At 70.0% G+C, this 18,243-nt stretch carries 19 protein-coding genes and 1 riboswitch; of the genes, 2 read left to right on the top strand and 17 right to left on the bottom strand.

What is annotated here, in order from left to right:
• Positions 1-185: 185 nt before the first annotated feature.
• The 7 genes from OIE13_RS17175 to OIE13_RS17205 form a co-directional block, all read right to left on the bottom strand.
• Positions 186-1,514, bottom strand: a complete 1,329-nt coding sequence (locus OIE13_RS17175; protein WP_326638537.1) for a cobyrinate a,c-diamide synthase — start codon at positions 1,512-1,514, stop codon at positions 186-188.
• On the bottom strand, positions 1,508-2,110 hold the full coding sequence (gene cobO / locus OIE13_RS17180; RefSeq protein WP_326638535.1) for a cob(I)yrinic acid a,c-diamide adenosyltransferase: 603 nt from the start codon (positions 2,108-2,110) through the stop codon (positions 1,508-1,510). Before cobO ends, OIE13_RS17175 begins: the two co-directional genes overlap by 7 nt.
• 1 nt (position 2,111) lies before the next feature.
• Entirely contained in the window at positions 2,112-4,247 is a 2,136-nt protein-coding gene (locus tag OIE13_RS17185) for a magnesium chelatase subunit D family protein (RefSeq protein WP_326638534.1), read from the bottom strand.
• Positions 4,248-4,296: 49 nt separating this feature from the next.
• Positions 4,297-5,022 (bottom strand): CbtA family protein, encoded by a 726-nt coding sequence (locus tag OIE13_RS17190; protein ID WP_326830248.1) that lies wholly within the window; start codon positions 5,020-5,022, stop codon positions 4,297-4,299.
• 10 nt (positions 5,023-5,032) lie between these two features.
• The gene (locus OIE13_RS17195; protein ID WP_326830249.1) at positions 5,033-5,221 is read right to left on the bottom strand and encodes a CbtB domain-containing protein; all 189 of its coding nucleotides are present in this window, start codon (positions 5,219-5,221) and stop codon (positions 5,033-5,035) included.
• A 3-nt stretch (positions 5,222-5,224) separates the two neighbouring features.
• Positions 5,225-5,371, bottom strand: a riboswitch (adenosylcobalamin (AdoCbl) riboswitch).
• 250 nt (positions 5,372-5,621) lie between these two features.
• The gene (gene cobF / locus OIE13_RS17200; RefSeq protein ID WP_326638529.1) at positions 5,622-6,386 is read right to left on the bottom strand and encodes a precorrin-6A synthase (deacetylating); all 765 of its coding nucleotides are present in this window, start codon (positions 6,384-6,386) and stop codon (positions 5,622-5,624) included.
• A gap of 184 nt (positions 6,387-6,570) precedes the next feature.
• On the bottom strand, positions 6,571-7,002 hold the full coding sequence (locus tag OIE13_RS17205; protein WP_326830250.1) for an ATP-binding protein: 432 nt from the start codon (positions 7,000-7,002) through the stop codon (positions 6,571-6,573).
• A 425-nt stretch (positions 7,003-7,427) separates the two neighbouring features.
• Here OIE13_RS17205 and OIE13_RS17210 point away from each other — a divergent pair, with 425 nt between their 5' ends.
• Together OIE13_RS17210 and OIE13_RS17215 are read left to right on the top strand one after the other, a co-directional pair.
• Entirely contained in the window at positions 7,428-8,282 is an 855-nt protein-coding gene (locus OIE13_RS17210; RefSeq protein ID WP_326638525.1) for a helix-turn-helix domain-containing protein, read from the top strand.
• A 33-nt stretch (positions 8,283-8,315) separates the two neighbouring features.
• On the top strand, positions 8,316-8,717 hold the full coding sequence (locus OIE13_RS17215; RefSeq protein WP_326638524.1) for a DUF397 domain-containing protein: 402 nt from the start codon (positions 8,316-8,318) through the stop codon (positions 8,715-8,717).
• A 35-nt stretch (positions 8,718-8,752) separates the two neighbouring features.
• Here the strand turns inward: OIE13_RS17215 and OIE13_RS17220 are convergent, their stop codons facing one another.
• From OIE13_RS17220 to OIE13_RS17265, 10 genes are all read right to left on the bottom strand, one after another.
• Complete coding sequence (locus OIE13_RS17220) at positions 8,753-9,301, bottom strand: RICIN domain-containing protein (protein ID WP_326638523.1); 549 nt, start codon at positions 9,299-9,301, stop codon at positions 8,753-8,755.
• 140 nt (positions 9,302-9,441) lie between these two features.
• Positions 9,442-9,981 (bottom strand): RICIN domain-containing protein, encoded by a 540-nt coding sequence (locus OIE13_RS17225; RefSeq protein WP_326638521.1) that lies wholly within the window; start codon positions 9,979-9,981, stop codon positions 9,442-9,444.
• 140 nt (positions 9,982-10,121) lie between these two features.
• Positions 10,122-10,664, bottom strand: a complete 543-nt coding sequence (locus tag OIE13_RS17230; protein WP_326638519.1) for an RICIN domain-containing protein — start codon at positions 10,662-10,664, stop codon at positions 10,122-10,124.
• 371 nt (positions 10,665-11,035) lie between these two features.
• The gene (gene der, locus OIE13_RS17235) at positions 11,036-12,460 is read right to left on the bottom strand and encodes a ribosome biogenesis GTPase Der (RefSeq protein WP_326638518.1); all 1,425 of its coding nucleotides are present in this window, start codon (positions 12,458-12,460) and stop codon (positions 11,036-11,038) included.
• On the bottom strand, positions 12,457-13,113 hold the full coding sequence (gene cmk / locus OIE13_RS17240; protein WP_326638516.1) for a (d)CMP kinase: 657 nt from the start codon (positions 13,111-13,113) through the stop codon (positions 12,457-12,459). The genes der and cmk overlap by 4 nt, the downstream gene beginning before the upstream one ends.
• Before the next feature lie 183 nt (positions 13,114-13,296).
• Positions 13,297-14,370: a prephenate dehydrogenase gene (locus tag OIE13_RS17245; RefSeq protein WP_326830251.1), complete on the bottom strand. Its 1,074-nt coding sequence runs from the start codon at positions 14,368-14,370 to the stop codon at positions 13,297-13,299.
• Between the two features lie 34 nt (positions 14,371-14,404).
• The gene (gene aroH, locus OIE13_RS17250; RefSeq protein ID WP_326638512.1) at positions 14,405-14,764 is read right to left on the bottom strand and encodes a chorismate mutase; all 360 of its coding nucleotides are present in this window, start codon (positions 14,762-14,764) and stop codon (positions 14,405-14,407) included.
• 80 nt (positions 14,765-14,844) lie between these two features.
• Positions 14,845-16,806, bottom strand: coding sequence for a pseudouridine synthase (locus OIE13_RS17255; protein WP_326830252.1), 1,962 nt, complete (start codon positions 16,804-16,806; stop codon positions 14,845-14,847).
• Positions 16,806-17,399: an SMC-Scp complex subunit ScpB gene (scpB, locus tag OIE13_RS17260; protein ID WP_326638509.1), complete on the bottom strand. Its 594-nt coding sequence runs from the start codon at positions 17,397-17,399 to the stop codon at positions 16,806-16,808. Before scpB ends, OIE13_RS17255 begins: the two co-directional genes overlap by 1 nt.
• Positions 17,392-18,216 (bottom strand): segregation and condensation protein A, encoded by an 825-nt coding sequence (locus OIE13_RS17265; RefSeq protein WP_326638507.1) that lies wholly within the window; start codon positions 18,214-18,216, stop codon positions 17,392-17,394. Before OIE13_RS17265 ends, scpB begins: the two co-directional genes overlap by 8 nt.
• Positions 18,217-18,243: the final 27 nt, after the last annotated feature.

Consider the following 18,243-nt stretch of genomic DNA (forward strand, 5'->3'; position numbering starts at 1 on the left):
ACTCGGGGCTGCCGGACCGGCGCGGACGTACGCCTCCGCCGGACTCGGGGCTGCCGGACCGGCGCGGACGTACGCCTCCGCCCGACTCGGGGCTGCCGGACCGGCGCGGACGTACGCCTCCGCCCGACTCGGGGCTGCCGGACCGGCGCGAACATACGCCTCCGCCCAGCCCGCGAGGAGCGGGTTCAACCGATGGCCGCGACCAGGCGTTCAGCCAGCTCAGGGCTGCCGGCCCAGTGCAGGTGCAGGTAGGACGCGGCCAGAAGGGGCTCGGCGAAGCCGTCGGCCGCGCCCTTCCAGCGGAACAGCGGTGGCGTCGCGTGTCCGGGATCGGTGGCCGTGCGGTGGAACTCGTGGCCCCGGTAACGCTCGCCCTCTCGGGTGAGCACGGACTTGGCGGTCGCCACGGCGTCGCGGTAGCCCAGCGTGAGCCGGCCGGTCATCGTCGCGGTGATGTCGAGCCTTCCGCACATGGGATGGCCGTCGAGCTCGCGCGCCAGGTAGAGCAGCCCGGCGCACTCGGCGACGATCGGGCCGTCGAAGGCCGCCACCCGGTGGCGGAGCGGCTCGTTGGCGGACAGCTCCGCCGCGTACATCTCGGGAAAGCCACCGCCGATGACGACGGCACCGGCGTTCTCCGGTAGGCGCTCGTCCCTGAGCGGGTCAAAGGTCACCACCTCGGCCCCCGCCGCCGCGAGCAGCTCGACCTGCTCGGCGTACCCGAAGGTGAACGCCGCCCCGCCCGCCACGGCCACGACCGGCCGCCTGCCGTAGGGGGGCGCGGCCCCGGCGAAGGCCGGGGTCCAGGGATCCGCGGGCAGCGGCGGCGCCGAGCGCGCCAGGGCCACCAGTTCTTCGAGGTCGCAGGAGTCGGCGACCAGAGCGCCCATCCGCTCCACCGCCGCCACCGCGTCCCCGCTGCGCTCGGCCACCGGGATCAGCCCGAGATGGCGTGAAGGGGTGGCCACGCCGTCCACGCGCGGGATCACGCCCAGTACGGAGATGCCGCTCTCGTCCAGCGCGGCGCGGCAGATCTCCTCGTGCCGCCGCGAGCCGACCCGGTTGAGGATCACCCCGGCCAGCCGTACCCGGGTGTCGAAGGAGGCGAAGCCCTGCACGAGCGCGGCCACGGACCTGCCCTGCCGCGCGGCGTCCACCACGAGGACCACCGGCGCACCGATCAGCCGGGCCACGTGCGCGGTGGAGGCGAAGTCCTCGCTCCCGGCGCCGTCGTACAGGCCCATCACCCCCTCGACCACGGCGATGTCGGCGTCCCGCGCGCCGTGCAGGAAGAGCGGCGCGACCCGGTCCTCACCGGTCAGCCAGGGGTCGAGGTTGCGGCCGGGGCGCCCGGTGGCGAGCGCGTGGTAGCCGGGGTCGATGTAGTCGGGTCCCACCTTGTGCGGTGAGACACGCAGGCCCCGCGTGCGCAGTGCCGCCATCAGGCCGGTCGCGACGGTGGTCTTCCCGCTGCCCGAGGACGGCGCGGCGATCACCAGTCGCGGCACTACCATTCGATGCCCTTCTGGCCTTTCTGCCCGGCGTCCATCGGGTGCCTGACCTTCCCCATCTCGGTCACCAGGTCGGCGACCTCGACCAGTCTCGGGTCGGCGTCCCTGCCGGTGATCACAACGTGCTGGTTGCCCGGCCGCGCGACCAGGGTGGCGACCACGTCGTCCACGTCCAGCCAGCCCCATTTCAGCGGGTAGGTGAACTCGTCGAGTACGTAGAAGCGGTAGGTCTCCGCGGCCAGGTCGCGCCTGATCTGCTCCCAGCCCTCGCGGGCGTCGGCGGCGTGGTCCTCCTCGCTGCCCGGCCGCTGGATCCACGACCAGCCCTCGCCCATCTTGTGCCAGGTCACGGTGCCGCCCTCGGCGGACTCGCCGAGCACCACGAGCGCCCGCTCCTCACCGATGCGCCACTTGGCCGACTTGACGAACTGGAACACCCCGACCGGCCAGCCCTGGTTCCAGGCGCGCAGCGCCATCCCGAAGGCCGCGGTGGACTTCCCCTTACCGGGCCCGGTGTGCACGATCAGCAGCGGCCGGTTGCGGCGCTGACGCGTGGTGAGCCCGTCCTCGGGCACCGTCTCCGGCTTGCCCTGCGGCATCTCAGCCCGCCTTCCTGTAGTCGGTCCGGTGGTCACGGACGAGCCCGCCGAGCCCGCCGCCCGCCGCCAGCGCGTCGAGCCTCACGGCGGGCGCGCCCAGCCTGGCCGCGAGGTCGAGGGCCAGGCCGAGCCGTACCGGACCGCTCTCGCAGTCGACCACGACACCCGCCGTACCGGCGAGCAGCGCGGCGGTGGCCGCCAGGTCGGACCCCGAGGTGGCCCGGCCGTCGGTGACCACCACGAGCAGCGGCCTCCTGGTGGGGTCGCGTAGCCGCTCCACCCTGAGCACCTCGGCGGCCCGGCGCAGCCCGGCGGCCAGCGGGGTACGGCCGCCGGTCGGCAGCTCCCGCAGCCGCGCCGCGCCGACCTCGACCGAGGAGGTCGGGGGCAGCACCAGATCCGCCGTGGATCCCCTGAAGGTGATCAGCCCGATCTTGTCCCGCCGCTGGTAGGCGTCGAGCAGCAGGCTGAGCACGGCCGCCTTGACCTCGCGCATGCGCTGCCTGGCCGCCATGGAACCGCTCGCGTCCACCACGAAGAGCACCAGGTTGCCCTCCTTGCCCTCGCGGACGGCCTCGCGCAGGTCGGTGTCACGGACCAGCAGGCCGGGGCCGGTGCGTCCGCGCTCACGCTGGTACGGCGCGGCGGCGCGGAGCGTCGCCGACAGGTGCGGCCGCTGGAGCCGCCCGGCGGGAACCCGCGATCCGGTGGTCCGCCCGTTGGAAGTGCGGGCCCGCGACCGCCGTCCGGAGGCGCCGTCACCCAGGCCCGGCACCTGGAAGGGGCGCACCCGGTACGGTTCGGCGGCGGCGATCACCCGCTCGGCGGAGGGACGGTCCGGCGAGGCGCCGATCCCGTCGGAGGCATCCGGGACATCGGAGGCACCGGTCCCGGAATCACCGTCGCGCGAACCGCCGTTGTGCGAACCACCGCCGTCCACGCCATCGCCGTCCGCGCCCCCGTGCGGGCCACCCGCACCGGAACCATCACGCGCGGGACTTTCCGCGGAGCCGGTCTCGGGACCGTCCCCTGAGTTCACCGGACCGTCCGAACCACCCGAACCGCCCGAATCGCCCGGACCGCCGGAACCGCTCGGCCCTCCGTCCGGGTCGTCCGGGTCGTCGCCGCCGTGTTCCGCCAGGAGGTCGTCGAGGCGGGACTCGTCAAGGCCCGGCGCGTCGAACGGGTCGCGGCGGCGGCGGTGCGGCAGCGAGAGGCGAGCCGCCTCGCGTACGTCCTCGGCCGTGACCTCGGCGCCGCCGCGCCAGGCGGCGTGCGCGATGGCGGCATTGGCCGTGACCAGATCGGCCCTGAGCCCGTCCACCTCGAAGGCCGCGCACACCGCCGCGATCTGGCGCAGCCGGGCGTCGGGCAGCACGACCTTCGGGACCCGCTCCCTGGCCTCGGCGATCCGCCGTGCCAGGTCCGCCTCCTGTCCCGCCCACCCGGCGGCGAACCCGGCGGGATCGGCGTCGAAGGCCAGGCGGCGCCGTACGACCTCGGCCCGCTCGTCCGGATTCCTGGACGCCCGCACCTCGACGGTCAGCCCGAACCGGTCCAGAAGCTGTGGCCGCAGCTCGCCCTCCTCGGGGTTCATCGTGCCGACCAGCAGGAACCGCGCCGCGTGCCGTACCGAGACCGACTCGCGCTCGACGAAGCAGGTGCCGAGCGCGGCAGCGTCGAGCAGCAGGTCCACGAGATGGTCGTGCAGCAGGTTGACCTCGTCGACGTAGAGGACACCCCGATGCGCGGCGGCGAGCAGGCCGGGTTCGAACGCTCTGACCCCCTCGGTGAGCGCGCGCTCGATGTCGAGCGCGCCGACCAGCCGGTCCTCCGACGCGCCGACGGGCAACTCCACCAGCGCGGCCGGACGCTCCTGCCCACTCTCGCCCGCGCCGTGCGGGCCGTCGGGGCAGGCCGGATCCGGCTCGGCCGGGTCGCAGGAGAAGCGGCAGCCGGCGATCACCTTGACCGCGGGGAGCTGTGCGGCGAGCGCGCGGACGATCGTGGACTTGGCGGTCCCCTTCTCCCCTCGGACCAGCACACCACCCACCCGTGGGGAGACCGCGTTGAGTGTCAGCGCGAGCTTGAGGTCGTCGAGACCGACGACGGCACTGAACGGATAGGCACCGATCACGAGGTTTCTTTCTGCGAGATCCTGTTGACGTACCCGACCCGCCGAACGTTCAGTTCGGGGCCACCGCGAGCGCGTCGCGGCGGACGGCGCGTTGGACGGCGACGCCGTACAGGACGCCGATGGCCGACCAGAGCACGAGTTGCGTGCCGAGGGAGGACACCCGGAAGTCCCACAGCAACTGGGCGGGGAAGCCGTCGGGCACCTCGTTGATCGTCGGCAGCACGAACAGGGTGACGATGACGGGGACCAGGAAGCCGGCCGCGCCGGCGAGCCAGGGCCGGGCCGGCAGCCTGCGGGCGCAGGCCACACCCAGCGCCACGGACAGCAGGCCGATGGCGACCAGGACCAGGTACAGCGTGGTCCGGCTGCCGATGGTGTCCGGATCACCGACGGCGGGCGGGTTGGCCGGGTACTTGACGAACGGCACCAGCACGATCGCGACGAACGCGGTGGCGGCCATCGTCGCGGCCAGCACCACGTCGGAACGGGGTCCGATCCGGCCGCGCAGCCCGGCGAAGACGAGGGAGAAGATGCCTCCCACGGACATGCCGTACAGGGCCAGGGCGAGGAAGAGCCCGGCCTGCTGGCCGGACCGGCTGACCAGCGCCTCCTCCCCGTGGGAGTGCCCGGCCGCGGTCTGGGCGTGCGCGGCGGCCTCTTCGAGCGCGATGGCCTGGTCGATGTTCGGCTCGCCGAGCAGGTAGGCGAACACGGCGGCGATCAGCCCGGCGACCAGCCCGACGAGCAGGCCGCGGAGCAGCAGGGTACGTATCACGACGCGCGGCCTAGTGGCAGGGAACGCCGAGTAGGTGGCGCCCGTCGTGCATGAGTTCGTGCAGATAGTCGCCCGCCTGCGACACGACCCCCTGGTCGAAGGTGACCAGGTAGGCCACCAGCAGGAGCAGCGGAACCGCCACGAGCCAGCGGGCCAGGTGGGAGAGGGGAACGGGCTGTGAAACGGACAGCTCACGCATGAGCAGCCTCCTTGGGGATGACGCGTCCCGACAGATGAGGACGCGGCGGCCAAGTAACCTGGCTCCCGGAACTCGCGTTCCGGATACAGTGGCGCGACCGCACCGGCTTCTCACCGGACTTCCCTCGGACCACCGCGAAATCGTCCGAAATGTAACTCTTTTTGTAGTGGATAGTCAACATAAGGTGATTCATTGCGGCATGCCGGATCCGGTTCCGTCTGCCGATCCGGCCGTCACGACCCGCTCACCGGCCCGGGATGGACGAGGTTTCTGGAGGTGAGCCTCTTCTTCGCGAGCCATACGACCGTGACGGCGACGGCGGACCGAGAAAGCCGGTGCGATCGGCCTCCGGACACCGGCCGGACGCGCGGCGGCCTCCGGAGGCCGCCGCGGCAGGTGCTCAGCGGGACACCCTGCGGAGCAGGTAGGTGTCCATGATCCAGCCCTTGCGCGCCCGCGCCTCGGCACGCAGCTCGCGGATGCGGTCGGCGACCTCGGACACCGGTCCGGCGACCAGGATCTCGTCCGGGGTGCCGATGTAGGCGCCCCAGTAGATGTCGAAGTCGTCGCCCAGATCGGCGCCCAGATCGGCGAAGGCACAGTGGGCGTCCAGCATGACGACGACGTCGTCGGCCGAGGGCCCCTCCTCGGCGAGACGCCGGCCGGTGGTGATGTGCACCGGCCGGGCGACCCGGGTCAGGCTGACGCGATGCCGGGCGGTGAGTGCGGACACGCTGCTGACACCGGGAATCACCTCGTGCTCGAACCGGACCGAGCCCCGCTGGTGGATCTCCTCGACGATGGCCAGGGTGCTGTCGTACAGGCCAGGATCCCCCCACACCAGGAAGGCACCCGTCTGCCCCTCGTCGAGCTCGTCACGGATGAACCGCTCGCAGATGTCGGCGCGGCGCGAGCGCCAGTCCTCGACCGCGGGGGCGTAGGCGGGGGTGGTCCGGTCACGCTCGGGGTCACCGGCCTCGACGATCCGGTACGGCGGGCGGGCGTGCGCGTCGACGAGGTCGTGCCGCAACTGGACGAGGTCATGCTTGGCCTCACCCTTGTCCAGGACGAAGAACACGTCGGTACGGGCGATGGCCTTGACCGCCTGGAGGGTGAGATGGTCGGGATCACCGGCACCGATGCCGATGATGAGGATTCGCTTCACCTGCCAGAGTCTGCCCGTACCGCTTCGAGACTCGCCACAGGGGGCCGCCCCGGCGGATGTCCACCCCATCCACCCGCACGGCCGCCGCGTCCATGTGCTGTCCCGCAACGGCGCCTCAGCCACCGGAGAGCTGCGGATGAACACCTTCGACGCCGGTCACGCCTCCGGGAACAACCCCGCATGATCAGCCGTCGCCGCCCAGGCCGGGCGAGGGCGTGGCGAGCTGGAACCAGACGCTCGTGCTTCCGGGGGATCGGTGGAAGCCCCAGCGTGCCGCCAGTGTGTCGACCAGGGCGAGCCCTCTGCCACTCGGGGCCTCCTCCTCCGCCTGCCTCGGGTAGGGGATCCTGGACGAACCGCAGTCCCGGACCGCGACCAGCACGCCGCCGGTCGCGAACGCCAGCGAGACGAGGAACTCCCGCTGGACGGCATGCCGGATCACGTTCCCGGCAAGCTCGCTGGTGAGCAGGACGGCGTCGTCCCTACGGGGGTGCTCTTCCCCCAGCAGGTCGGCGACGAAGGTGCGTGCGGGTCTCTGCGAGGCCGTGGCCGCGAACCGGCGGGAAAAGCTCGGGGAGGCGGACAGCACGTCCAGCGCGAACAGCTGCCAGTCCAAACCCGAGAACCTCCGATCAGCGCCGTTGAACCGTCTACCCCGGAACAATCCGGAGATCCCGCCGACGATCAGAGCACGCGAACGCTTCACGATCATCCCTGTCCCTTCCCTCGTCCACGGCGCCGATCGGCACGGGAACGTTCCATGGCCGCCTGACACGGCTCGACTCCATGGCGGTGCGCCACCGCCCGGCAGATCCTCACGGTCGTCACCTCCCGCGACGAGAGCGGCGTCCCCGACACTTCAGGCACCGAGCCTGCTCGACCTTGATTACGAAACGCTTTTGGTCGATCTCCCTTGGTGACCGACTGCTGAGGTCTACAGTGAGCTTCGCGGTTCCGGTGCGCAAGCTGGTTGAGCGAAATAGTTACGCCAAGTTCCAATTTCGGCTCACCTTGATCAGGCTCATCACTGCGGGAGGGAAAATGAACACAGACATACCGTCACTTCGGCAGCGCTGGCTCGGCGCGAAGCTGGCAGAACTTCGAGCGGCGGCGGGAATCCCCTCACTTGCCATAGCAGCAGACAAATGCAAACGCTCCACGGCCTCACTCAGCCGCATCGAAAACGGCATCGTCGGTATCCCACCCCGCGACGTGCCTCCGATCCTGGACGCCTACGGAGTCACCGACCTAAACGTCCGCGACAAGCTCATGGTCGTCGCAGCTGAGATACAGCAGGAACGGCGCGGCTGGTGGGTCGAGCACGGCGACGCGTTGGCGCCTTCGTACGTAGACCTGATACGGCTCGAATCGACGGCGACCGAGATCCAAACTTACGAGGCCTATCTGATGCCGGGGCTACTACAGACGGAGGCGTATGCCCGGACGTTCGTGTCCGCCATGCAAGGTCTGAGCAGCGCCACCGAGCTCGGGGAGTTCGTCGCCGTCCGGACGACACGCAAGACCATCCTCAGGAGGCAGGAACCGGTTACCCTACGCGCCCTGATCAGCGAGGTCGCTCTCCGCCACCCCATCGGCGGCCCCGAGGTCTTCCGTGATCAGATCGAGTATCTACGCGAGTGCGCGGCGTGGCCCAACGTCACACTGCAGGTTCTGCCGTTCACCAGCCAACCTCATCCTGGAATGTCAGGCGCCTTCACCATCCTGCGTCTTCCCAGCTTGGACGTCGCGCATGTCGAAACGATGAACACCGACGCCTACATCGAGGACGAACACAGCGTCGAGCAGTATCTACGGGCTTTCGATCACCTCTGCGGCCTTGCCCTGAGTCCCGATAAATCAGACTCCTTTCTCAGCGAGATAGCCGTTACGCTCTAAATGGCATGATTTATCCAGGAAGGACGCTCAACGATGGTTGGCGATCGGTATTCCTGCGGAATCTGGCGTAAGAGCACTCGCAGCGGCGCCCAGAGCAACTGCGTCGAAGCCCGATTCGACGGCACCACCGTCTGGCTGCACAACTCCAACAACCCTTCCCCCCAGGGCCCCACCATCGCCATCACCCCGAAGACCTGGCTCACCCTCCTCGACCAGGTTCAAGCGGGCAACCTCACCCCCCAGAAACTGAACTCCCCCACCCTCCTCGCAGGCCTCCTGCTCATCGGCTTCGACGGCGAACACATCACCGTGCGAGACAACGACACCCCCACCGTCCACTACACCCTCGACGAATGGCACGCCTTCCTCGACGGCGTAACCCACGACGGCGAGTTCACCCTTCCCTGGCTCCTCGGCATCCCGGCCAACGCCTGACCCGCGACCACCTGGCGGGAGCCGATGCCACCGGCTCAGACGAGCCGCCACTCCTGGTTCTTCCGTCCCCTTACACAGGTCACCTGCTTGACGTTGACCCCGTCCACGATCAGACCGTTCTGCACGTCCAGGCACATGCCGGTGTGCCGGACCACGACCGCGAAGTAACCGTTGTCCCTCTGGACGAGCTTCCACTCCTGGTTGCGATGTCCGGGTACGCAGGTCCACAGCCGGAGGCCGGCACCACTGTGCCTGTCGTTCGGCACCACCTCCATGCACAAACCGCTGTCTGTGGACCTGAAGTTGTAGTAGCCGTCGCTGGTCGCCGTCAGGTTCCACTCCTGGCCCTGATGGTCGACGCTACAGGGCCACTGCTGGACATCGGCCCCCAACTTCAGCTCATCACTCAGGGTGAACACATCCAGGCACTTGTCACTGTGACGGGTCATCAGGATCGCGGTGAACTTGGCTCGGAGCCCTCCCTGCGCACCGGCGACCCCACCGGCCGTCGCCCGCGCGGCCGCCGGAACGGCGAGCAGGGCCGCCGCCAGGACAAACACCTGACCAGCGTGAAAAAGCCTCATCGAACCTCCCGATACGCTCCCTAAAGATCAACAAACCCTTGATAACACGAATCGCCCAACGTAGCGACTCGCTACGCCAAGTAATCGATATCGTGTCGCGTCCTCGGGCGACAGACCATCACCACCGGCGGAAATCCCGCTCAGGCAAGCCGCCACTCCTGGCTCGCCCGCCCCCTGACACAGGTCCACTGCAGGGCGTTGGTCCCATCCCCCGTGCCGCTCCCCTGCATGTCCAGGCACTTGCCGCTGTGGCGGGCCACCAGGACGAAGTAACCGTTGGCCCTCTGGCCCAGCCACCACTCCTCGCTGTAGCGCCCGCTCGTGCAGGTCCACTGCCGGACGTTGGCCCCAGCGCGCAGGTCACCGTCCATCACATGCAGGCACTTACCGCTGTGCGCGGCCCGAATGGTGTAGTAACCAGCGTTGGTCGCCGTCAGGTTCCACTCCTGATTGGCGCCGCCGTCGCAGGTCCACTGCTGAACGTCGGCCCCGTCCTTCATGGCGGAGTGCAGCACGTCCAGGCACTTGCCACTGTTGCGGGACACCAGGATCGCGGCGAACTTGGCTCGGAGCCCTCCCTGCACACCGGCGACCCCACCGGCCGTCGCCCGCGCGGCCGCCGGAGCGGCAAGCAGGGCCGCCGCCAGGACAAACACCTGACCAGCGTGAAAAAGCCTCATCGAACCTCCCGATACGCTCCCTAAAGATCAACAAACCCTTGATAACATGAATCACCCAACGTAGCGACTCGCTACGCCAAGTAATCGATATCGTGTCGCGTCCCGGGGACCCTCAGCTCAGGCGAGTCCGCACCGTCGAGTCACGCGAGCCGCCACTCCTGGTTCTTCCATCCCCTGACGCAGGTCCACTGCCGGAGTCGGGCACCATCACGCACGTCACCGTCCATCACCTGCAGGCACTTGCCGCTGTGGCGGGCCACCAGAACAAAGTAACCGTCGTCCCTCTGGCTGAGCCCCCACTCCTGGTTACGGGCCCCGATCATGCAGGTCCACTGCTGGATGCCGGCTCCGATGCTCCTGCTGTCGCCCACGACGTCCAGGCACTTACCGCTGTGCATGGCCTTGAAGGTGTAGTAGCCACCACCCGTCGCCGTCAGGCTCCAGTCCTGACTTTCCTTCCCGTCGCAGGTCCGCTGCTGGACGTTGGCCCCGTCCTCCATCCCACCGGCCACCACGTCCAGGCACTTGCCACTGTGCCGGGCCACCAGGTTGGCCCTGAACCTCCCCTCAACCCGCCCCGGCGCACCGGCGGCCACGACATCCGCCGCCGGCGCGCCGGCGAACGGGACGACAAGCAGGGTCGCGGCGAGAGCCAGGACCTGGCCGACGCTAACGAGTCTCATCGAACCTCCCGAGATACTCCTTAAAGATCAACAAACCCTTGATAACACGAATCACCCAACGTAGCGACCAACTACGTCAGGTAATCAACTCGTGTCGCACCCCCGGTAGCGCCTCGTCAAGTGAGGACGGGGGCAGGCGTTTCCGAACAACGCGCGACGGCCGACGAGGTTGTCCGGAGCCTGTTCGCGAGCGCGAAACAGCTTCTGGTTCAAGATCAAAGAATGGCGAACGGTTTCGGTGCCCGTTCACCGGTGCGAGTCCGTCCTTCACCGGCAGGCAGGGGAGATCCGCGCGGCGGGACCCCGGAAACGGCGGGACCTCGGAAACGACGAACGGCCCGGCGCGGGCCGGGCCGTTCGTGATGGGGTTCTTACTTCTTCTTCTGCCCCTGGCGCTTCTCGCGGATCTTCATGGTGACCTCGATGGGCGATCCGGCGAAGCCGAACTCCTCGCGAATCCGGCGCTCGATGAAGCGACGGTAGGTCTCCTCCAGGAAGCCCGAGGTGAACAGCACGAACTTCGGCGGCTCCGTCGACGCCTGCGTGGCGAAGAGGATCTTGGGCTGCTTGCCGCTGCGGACCGGTGGCGGGGTGGCCGCGACCAGGTCGGTCAGGAAGGCGTTGAGGCGGGCGGTGGGCACCCGGGTCGACCAGGAGTCGAGCGCCTTCTCGATCGCCGGGACGAGCCGTTCGACGTGCCAGCCGGTCTTGGCGGAGATGTTGGCCCGCAGCGCCCACGGCACGCGGACCAGCTGGCGGTCGATCTCCTTCTCCAGGTAGTAGCGGCGGTCCTCGTCCAGCAGATCCCACTTGTTGAACGCCACGACCATGCACCGGCCTGACTCGATCACCAGCGAGATGATCCGCAGATCCTGCTCGGTCAGCACCTCGCTGGCGTCGATGAGCACCACCGCGATCTCCGAGCGCTCCAGCGCGGCCCTGGTGCGCATGCTCGCGTAGAAGTCGGCGCCCTTGAGCTCACGGTCGCGCCGCCGGATACCGGCGGTGTCGACGAAGCGCCAGGGCTTGCCGCCGAGCTCGATCAGCTCGTCCACCGGGTCTCGGGTGGTGCCCGCCATCGGGTCGACGAGCACGCGCTCCTGGCCGGCGAGCTGGTTCAGCAGCGAGGACTTGCCCACGTTGGGCTTGCCGACCAGGGCGACCCTGCGCGGCCCGCGCTCGGCGCCGAACCGCTGCTCGGGCGTGTCCGGCAGCTTGTCGAGGATCACGTCCAGCAGGTCACCGCTGGAGCGGCCGTGCAGGGCGGAGACCGGCTGCGGCTCGCCCAGGCCGAGGGACCACAACCCGGCGGCCTCCAGCTCCATCTGCTGGTTGTCCACCTTGTTGGCGGCGAGGATGACCGGCTTGCCCGACGCGCGCAGCACGTGGCCGACGATCTCGTCCGCGTCGGTCACGCCCACCACGGCGTCGGTCACGAACAGGATCACATCGGCCAGCTCGGCCGCCACCTGGGCCTGCTCGGCGATCTTCAACGCCATGCCGGTCGCGTCCGGGTCCCACCCACCGGTGTCGACCACCGTGAACCGGCGCCCGCGCCAGGTGGCGTCGTAGGTGACCCGGTCGCGGGTCACCCCCGGCACGTCCTCCACGACCGCCTCGCGGCGGCCGATGATCCGGTTGACCAGTGTGGACTTGCCCACGTTGGGGCGGCCCACCACGGCCACGACCGGCTGCGGGGCGGTGTCCGGCCCCGCCTCCTGAGAGCTGTGATCGGTCCCTGAATCGGCGAGCTCCGCGTCGATCCAGCCGTTGTCGTCGTCGTATTCCCCGGTCACGCCTTTTCCTTAATCACACGCAGTATTTCGGCGATGACCTCTTCGAGGTTCAGCGCCGTGGTGTCGAGCTCGACGGCGTCGGCCGCCTTCGCCAGCGGGTCTGCCTTCCTGGTCGAGTCAAGGGTGTCGCGGCGAGCCATCGCGGCCCGCTGTGCCTCCACCGTGGTGCCGGTGAGCTCCGCCGTGCGGCGCAGCGCCCTGGCGTCCGCGCTCGCGGTCAGATAGATCTTGACCACCGCGTCGGGCGCCACCACCGTGCCGATGTCACGGCCCTCGACGACGATGCCGCCGGAACCGATGATCTCACGCTGCTCGGCCACCAGGCGGCGCCGTACCTCGGGCACCGCGCTGACCGCCGAGACGGCCGCGGTGACCTCGGCGGTGCGGATCGGCGCGGCGGCGTCGATGCCGTCGACCGCCACCGCGGGAGCGTCGGGGTCGGTGCCCAGGGTGAGGATCGGGTCGAGCGCCCTGGCCGTGATCGCCCCGGGGTCGGCGAGATCGACGCCCCGCTGGAGCATCCACCAGGTGATCGCCCGGTACATCGCCCCGGTATCGAGATAACGCAGCCCCAGCGCCCGCGCCACCCCTCGTGACGCGCTCGACTTGCCCGATCCCGAAGGACCGTCCATGGCGACGACCAGTCCGGTCACGACGCCTTCTCCCTTACAGCCCGCTTCAGTTGTCCGTACGAGGCTACCGGGAGCCGGGCAGGAACCGCGCATCGAGCGAGCGGACCGCCGCGAGGGTGGCCCCTGTGGCAGACCGCCCCAGACGCCGAAGTGGCAGCCGCGCCGGACGATCATGACGGTCCGTGCACGGAGTGCGGCAGGCGCCTACGGCAGGTGCCAGCCGTGCGCGCGCAGGGCCTCGGACAGCCTCGGCACCTCCTCCGGCTGCACCGAGAGATCGGCGGCGCCCAGCGGCAGACCGGGGGCGTGCTCAAGCCGGACGTCCTCGATGTTGACACCCGCCTCCTTGGCCACCTGGAACAGCCGGGCCAGCTCGCCGGGACGGTCGCCGATGATGACCTGGACCGTCGCGTAGGCGCGCGCGGGACCTCCGTGCTTGCCGGGGATCCTGCCGGTGCCCGTGACGCCCCGGTACAGCAGTTCGGTGACGCGGGCCATGGCCTCGGGATCGGCGGCCTCCCTGAGCGCGGCGGCCGCGGCGGCCAGGTCGGCCGCCACCGCCTCCAGCACCTCGGCCACCGGCAGCGCGTTGCCCGACAGGATCCCGGTCCACAACCTCGGGTCACCCGCCGCGATGCGGGTGACGTCGCGCACCCCGGGTCCGGCCAGGCCGAGCGCGGTGGCCGACGCGTCCGCGAGGCGGGCTGCCACCGCGGAGGCGGTCACGTGGGGGGCGTGCGAGACGATCGCGACGGCCCTGTCGTGCTCCTCGGCGCCGACCCTGACCGCCTCGCCGCCGCAGAGCTTGACGAGGCCGTACATGGCCTCCACCGCGTCGGGCGAGGTCTCCTCGGTCGGGCAGAGCGCCCACGGGCGCCCGAGGAAGATGTCGGCCCGCGCCGCGGCGGGCCCGGAGCGCTCGCGGCCGGCGAGCGGATGCCCTGCGACGTAGCTCGTCAGGTCACAGCCGAGGCTCGCGGCCTCCCTGAGCGGAAGGGCCTTGACGCTGGCCACGTCCGTGTAGAAACAGGCGGCGCCGACCTTCTGGAGGGCGGCGAGCCGCCCCGCGACCGCGTGCGGCGGGACCGCGATGACCGCGATGTCCACCCGCACGCCCTCGGCCCACTCCACACCGGCGCCCAGCTCGCGCGCCAGCCGCAGGGAGCCCTCGTCACGGTCGGCCAGATGGACGGCGACGCCGTGCTCGCGCAGGGCCAGGGCGATCGAGGTACCGATCAGCCCCGTACCGACGACCAGGACGCTCTCCAGAGCGCTCACCCCCACTCCCCCGAGATCATGATGTCTAAAGGACTCACTGGGCGATGTCCACGCGAAGGGCGACCGCGCCACGCAGGTAGACATGCTGGACATCCTGGCGGGGCCGGTCGACCTCGACGTGGGCCATCAGCCGCACCACTCGGGGCAGGGCGCCCGGCACGTCGATCTCGGACGCGCAGATCAGCGGGACGTCGTGGAAGCCGAGCTTGCGGGCGGCCAGAGCGGGAAACTCGGCGGTGAGGTCGGGCGTGGCCGTGAAGATCACACTGATCACGTCCTCGGTGGTGAGCCTGTTTCGCCCCATCACCTCCGTGACCAGTTCTGCAACCCCGGACAGGATCGCGTCCCGGTCGTTCGCCTCGACCTGGATCGCACCGCGGATCGCCCGCACCATCGTCGTTCCTCCATATCCACCCACGCCGGACCACCCCTGGGGGTGATCCGGCGCATCCTGAACGCGCATGTCAGGGAAGGCTACAACCCGACGGCGGCGTAGAGTTCCCCGACCTCCGTGAGGGTCAGCGCGCGGACGGTGCCAGGCTTGAGGCGGCCGAGCTTGACCGGGCCGAACTCGATGCGGGCCAGGTCGATGACCGGGTGCCCGACCTCCTCCAGCATGCGGCGGACGATGTGCTTTCGGCCCTCATGCAGCACGATCTCGACCAGGGCCTGCTGGCCGTGCTCCTGAACCAGGCCGAAGGAGTCGGCCTTGGCCAGGCCGTCCTCCAGCTCGACGCCCTTCTTCAGGCGGCGTCCGAGGTCACGCTCGATCCGGCCGGGGACCTTGGCCCAGTACTTCTTCTGGACGCCGTAGCTCGGGTGGGTGAGCCTGTTGGCCAGCTCACCGTCGTTGGTGAGCAGGATCAGGCCCTCGGTCTCGGTGTCGAGACGGCCCACGTGGAACAGGCGCTCGGTGCGGTCGGCCACGAAGTCGGCCAGCGAGGGGCGGCCGTCCGGGTCGGACATGGTGCTGACAACGCCGATCGGCTTGTTGATCGCGAGGTAGACCAGGTCGGGCATCGTCGGCAGGCGCTTGCCGTCGACGTGGATGACCTGCTTGGCGGGGTCGACCCGGGCGCCGAAGCGGCGGACCACCTGGCCGTCGACGGTCACCCTGCCGTCGCCGATCATGTCCTCGCAGGCCCGGCGGCTGGCGACACCCGCCTGGGCGAGGACCTTCTGCAGCCGGACGCCGTCCGGGACCTCGGTGGTGTCGCGCTCGTCGACGTAGTCGCGGTCGTAGAAGTCGGAGTCACGCTTGGGCTGGCGGGCGGTCTTGAACCTGTCGTTCGCGATCGTGCCGGGCCGCAGCGGGGCCTTCGCGGCCTTCGCCTCCGGGGCGCGGCCGGTGGGCCGGTCTGCGGAGGCGCGACGCTCGCCGTACGCCCCGGCGCGGTCACCGCCGATCGTCTGGACGTCGTCCCGGCGGCCGGTCCTGCCGAAGCGGCCACGGGAACCACCGGCGGGCGCGCCGCCGCGACCACGGTCGGAGCCGGGCCTGCCACGCGAGCCGTCCCGGTCCGCGCGGAAACCGCCGCGGTCGTCGCGGCGCGGGGCATCGGACCGGAAATCGCTCCGCGAGCCGTCACGGGCCCCGCCGAACGACGAACCACCGCGATCATCCCGACGCGGGGCATCGGACCGGTAGCCGCCCTGGGAGCCCTCGGAGGGCCTGCCGTACCGGCTCCGCGAGCCGTCACGGGCCCCGCCGAACGACGAACCACCGCGATCATCCCGACGCGGGGCATCGGACCGGTAGCCGCCCTGGGAGCCCTCGGAGGGCCTGCCGTACCGGCTCCGCGAGCCGTCACGGGACCCGCCGAACGACGAACCACCGCGATCATCCCGACGCGGACCGTCCGAACGGAAACCACCCGGCGAACCACCACGATCATCCCGACGCGGACCGTCGGAACGGAAACCACCCGGCGAACCGCCCGAGGGCCTGCCGTACGAGCCGCGCGAACCGTCGCGAGACCCGCCGAACGACGAACCACCGCGATCATCCCGACGCGGACCGTCCGAACGGAAACCGCCACGGGACCCACCAGACGACGGACCTCCGCGATCATCCCGACGCGGACCGTCGGAACGGAAACCACCCGGCGAACCACCACGATCATCCCGACGCGGGCCGTCGGAGCGGAAAGCACCCGAGGGCCTGTCGTACGAGCTACGCGAACCGTCACGCTCGGCGCGGAAACCACCCTGCGAACCACCACGGTCATCACGGCGCGGACCGTCCGAACGGAAACCGCCCTGCGAACCACCACGGGACCCGCCGGATGAGGATCCGCCTCGGGAGGATCCACCTCGGGTGGATCCACCCCGGAATCCACCGGACTGCGAGCCCCCACGGGGATTGCCACCGCGCGGGGCTCCGCCACGGCCTTGACCGCGTCCCTCACCGGACGGGGTGCTACGGCTGTTGTTCACTACTTCTGCTCCTCTAGGGATTCCATGTCGTCGGGCAGGAAGGGCGCCAGTTCGGGAAGCTCACCGAGTTCCCGCAGGCCCATCCTCTCGAGAAAATACGAACTTGTCCGGTAGAGCACGGCTTGGCTCTCCGGTTCGGTGCCGGCCTCCTCGACCAGCCCCCTCGTCATCAGCGTGCGCATGACGCCGTCGCTGTTGACACCGCGAATGGCCGCCACCCGGGCCCGGCTCACCGGCTGCCGGTAGGCGACCACGGCCAGGGTCTCCAGCGCGGCCTGGGTCAGACGCGTCTGCTGGCCGTCGCGGACGAACCGCTCCACGAGTGACGCGCACTCGGCCCGCGTGTAAAACCGCCAGCCGCCCGCGACCTCTCTCAGGTCGAAACCCCGCCCGGCTTCGGTGTATTCCGCCGAGAGCTCCCGGAGCACCCTGCCGACCTCATGGACGGGCCGCTCCAGCACCTGGGCGAGGGTCACCTCGGCGACGGGCTCGTCGACCACCAGCAGGACGGCCTCCAGCCCGGCGCGCAGGTCAGGCCCGGCGCTCAGATCAGGCCCGGCCCGCAGATCAGGCTCGGATGCCGTGTCAGTCATCGGCGGGTTCTCCCTCCGGGGTCTCGTCGTAGTCGTCGGCCACGGCGACGTCACCGTCGTCACTGCCGGTCCAGGTCACGTGCAGCTCCCCGAGAGGCTCCACCTGCTCGAAGGAGACGGCCGCCTCCCGGTAGAGCTCCAGAACCGCCAGGAAACGGGCGACGATCTCGAATGTTCCGGCGCAGTCGGAGGTGAGGGCCCGAAAGGTCGCCCTGCGCAACCGCCGCAGCCGCTGAACAAGGATAACCGCCTGATCGCGGACATTGGCGAGCGGTTGGTAGATGTGGGCCACGGAAACCGACGGGGGCACCTTGGGGGCGAAGGCCCGCCGGGCGATCTCAGCGAGGCGGTCGGGACCGATACCGAGGATCAGTTCGGGCAGCAGGCCCGCGAACTGGGCCTCCATCGGCACGGTACGCGGGAAGCGCAGCACCTCCTCGGCCATCCTGGCGGAGAAGACCTTGACGACCTCCTTGTAGGCCCGGTACTGCAGGAGGCGGGCGAAGAGCAGGTCGCGGGCCTCCAGAAGGGCCAGATCCTCTTCGTCGTCGACCTCGCCGGCGGGCAGCAGCCTGGCCGCCTTGAGGTCGAGCAGGGTCGCCGCGACGAGCAGGAAGTGACTCGTCTGGTCCAGGTCCCACTCCGGGCCCCTGCCCCGGATATAGGAGATGAACTCGTCGGTGACCTGGCTGAGCGAGACCTCGGTGATGTCCAGCTTGTGCTTGGAGATCAGACCGAGCAGGAGGTCGAAAGGGCCTTCGAAGACCTCCAGATGCACCTTGAAGGTGTCATCGGCGATCTTCGACTGCTCGGTCATCCCTCCATTGTCCCGCACCGGGAGGCG

The sequence above is a fragment of the Streptosporangium sp. NBC_01810 genome (genome assembly GCF_035917355.1).
In the GTDB taxonomy this organism is placed as follows: Bacteria; Actinomycetota; Actinomycetes; order Streptosporangiales; family Streptosporangiaceae; genus Streptosporangium.

What these genes read in the sequence shown, in the direction of transcription:
- OIE13_RS17230 (WP_326638519.1), bottom strand. Translation starts at nt 10,664, where the DNA reads ATGAGACTCGTTAGCGTCGGCCAGGTCCTGGCTCTCGCCGCGACCCTG.
- OIE13_RS17265 (WP_326638507.1), bottom strand. Translation starts at nt 18,216, where the DNA reads ATGACCGAGCAGTCGAAGATCGCCGATGACACCTTCAAGGTGCATCTG.
- OIE13_RS17195 (WP_326830249.1), bottom strand. Translation starts at nt 5,221, where the DNA reads ATGCGTGAGCTGTCCGTTTCACAGCCCGTTCCCCTCTCCCACCTGGCC.
- OIE13_RS17225 (WP_326638521.1), bottom strand. Translation starts at nt 9,981, where the DNA reads ATGAGGCTTTTTCACGCTGGTCAGGTGTTTGTCCTGGCGGCGGCCCTG.
- OIE13_RS17220 (WP_326638523.1), bottom strand. Translation starts at nt 9,301, where the DNA reads ATGAGGCTTTTTCACGCTGGTCAGGTGTTTGTCCTGGCGGCGGCCCTG.
- aroH (WP_326638512.1), bottom strand. Translation starts at nt 14,764, where the DNA reads ATGGTGCGGGCGATCCGCGGTGCGATCCAGGTCGAGGCGAACGACCGG.
- OIE13_RS17175 (WP_326638537.1), bottom strand. Translation starts at nt 1,514, where the DNA reads ATGGTAGTGCCGCGACTGGTGATCGCCGCGCCGTCCTCGGGCAGCGGG.
- scpB (WP_326638509.1), bottom strand. Translation starts at nt 17,399, where the DNA reads ATGACTGACACGGCATCCGAGCCTGATCTGCGGGCCGGGCCTGATCTG.
- OIE13_RS17210 (WP_326638525.1), top strand. Translation starts at nt 7,428, where the DNA reads ATGAACACAGACATACCGTCACTTCGGCAGCGCTGGCTCGGCGCGAAG.
- cobO (WP_326638535.1), bottom strand. Translation starts at nt 2,110, where the DNA reads ATGCCGCAGGGCAAGCCGGAGACGGTGCCCGAGGACGGGCTCACCACG.
- OIE13_RS17215 (WP_326638524.1), top strand. Translation starts at nt 8,316, where the DNA reads ATGGTTGGCGATCGGTATTCCTGCGGAATCTGGCGTAAGAGCACTCGC.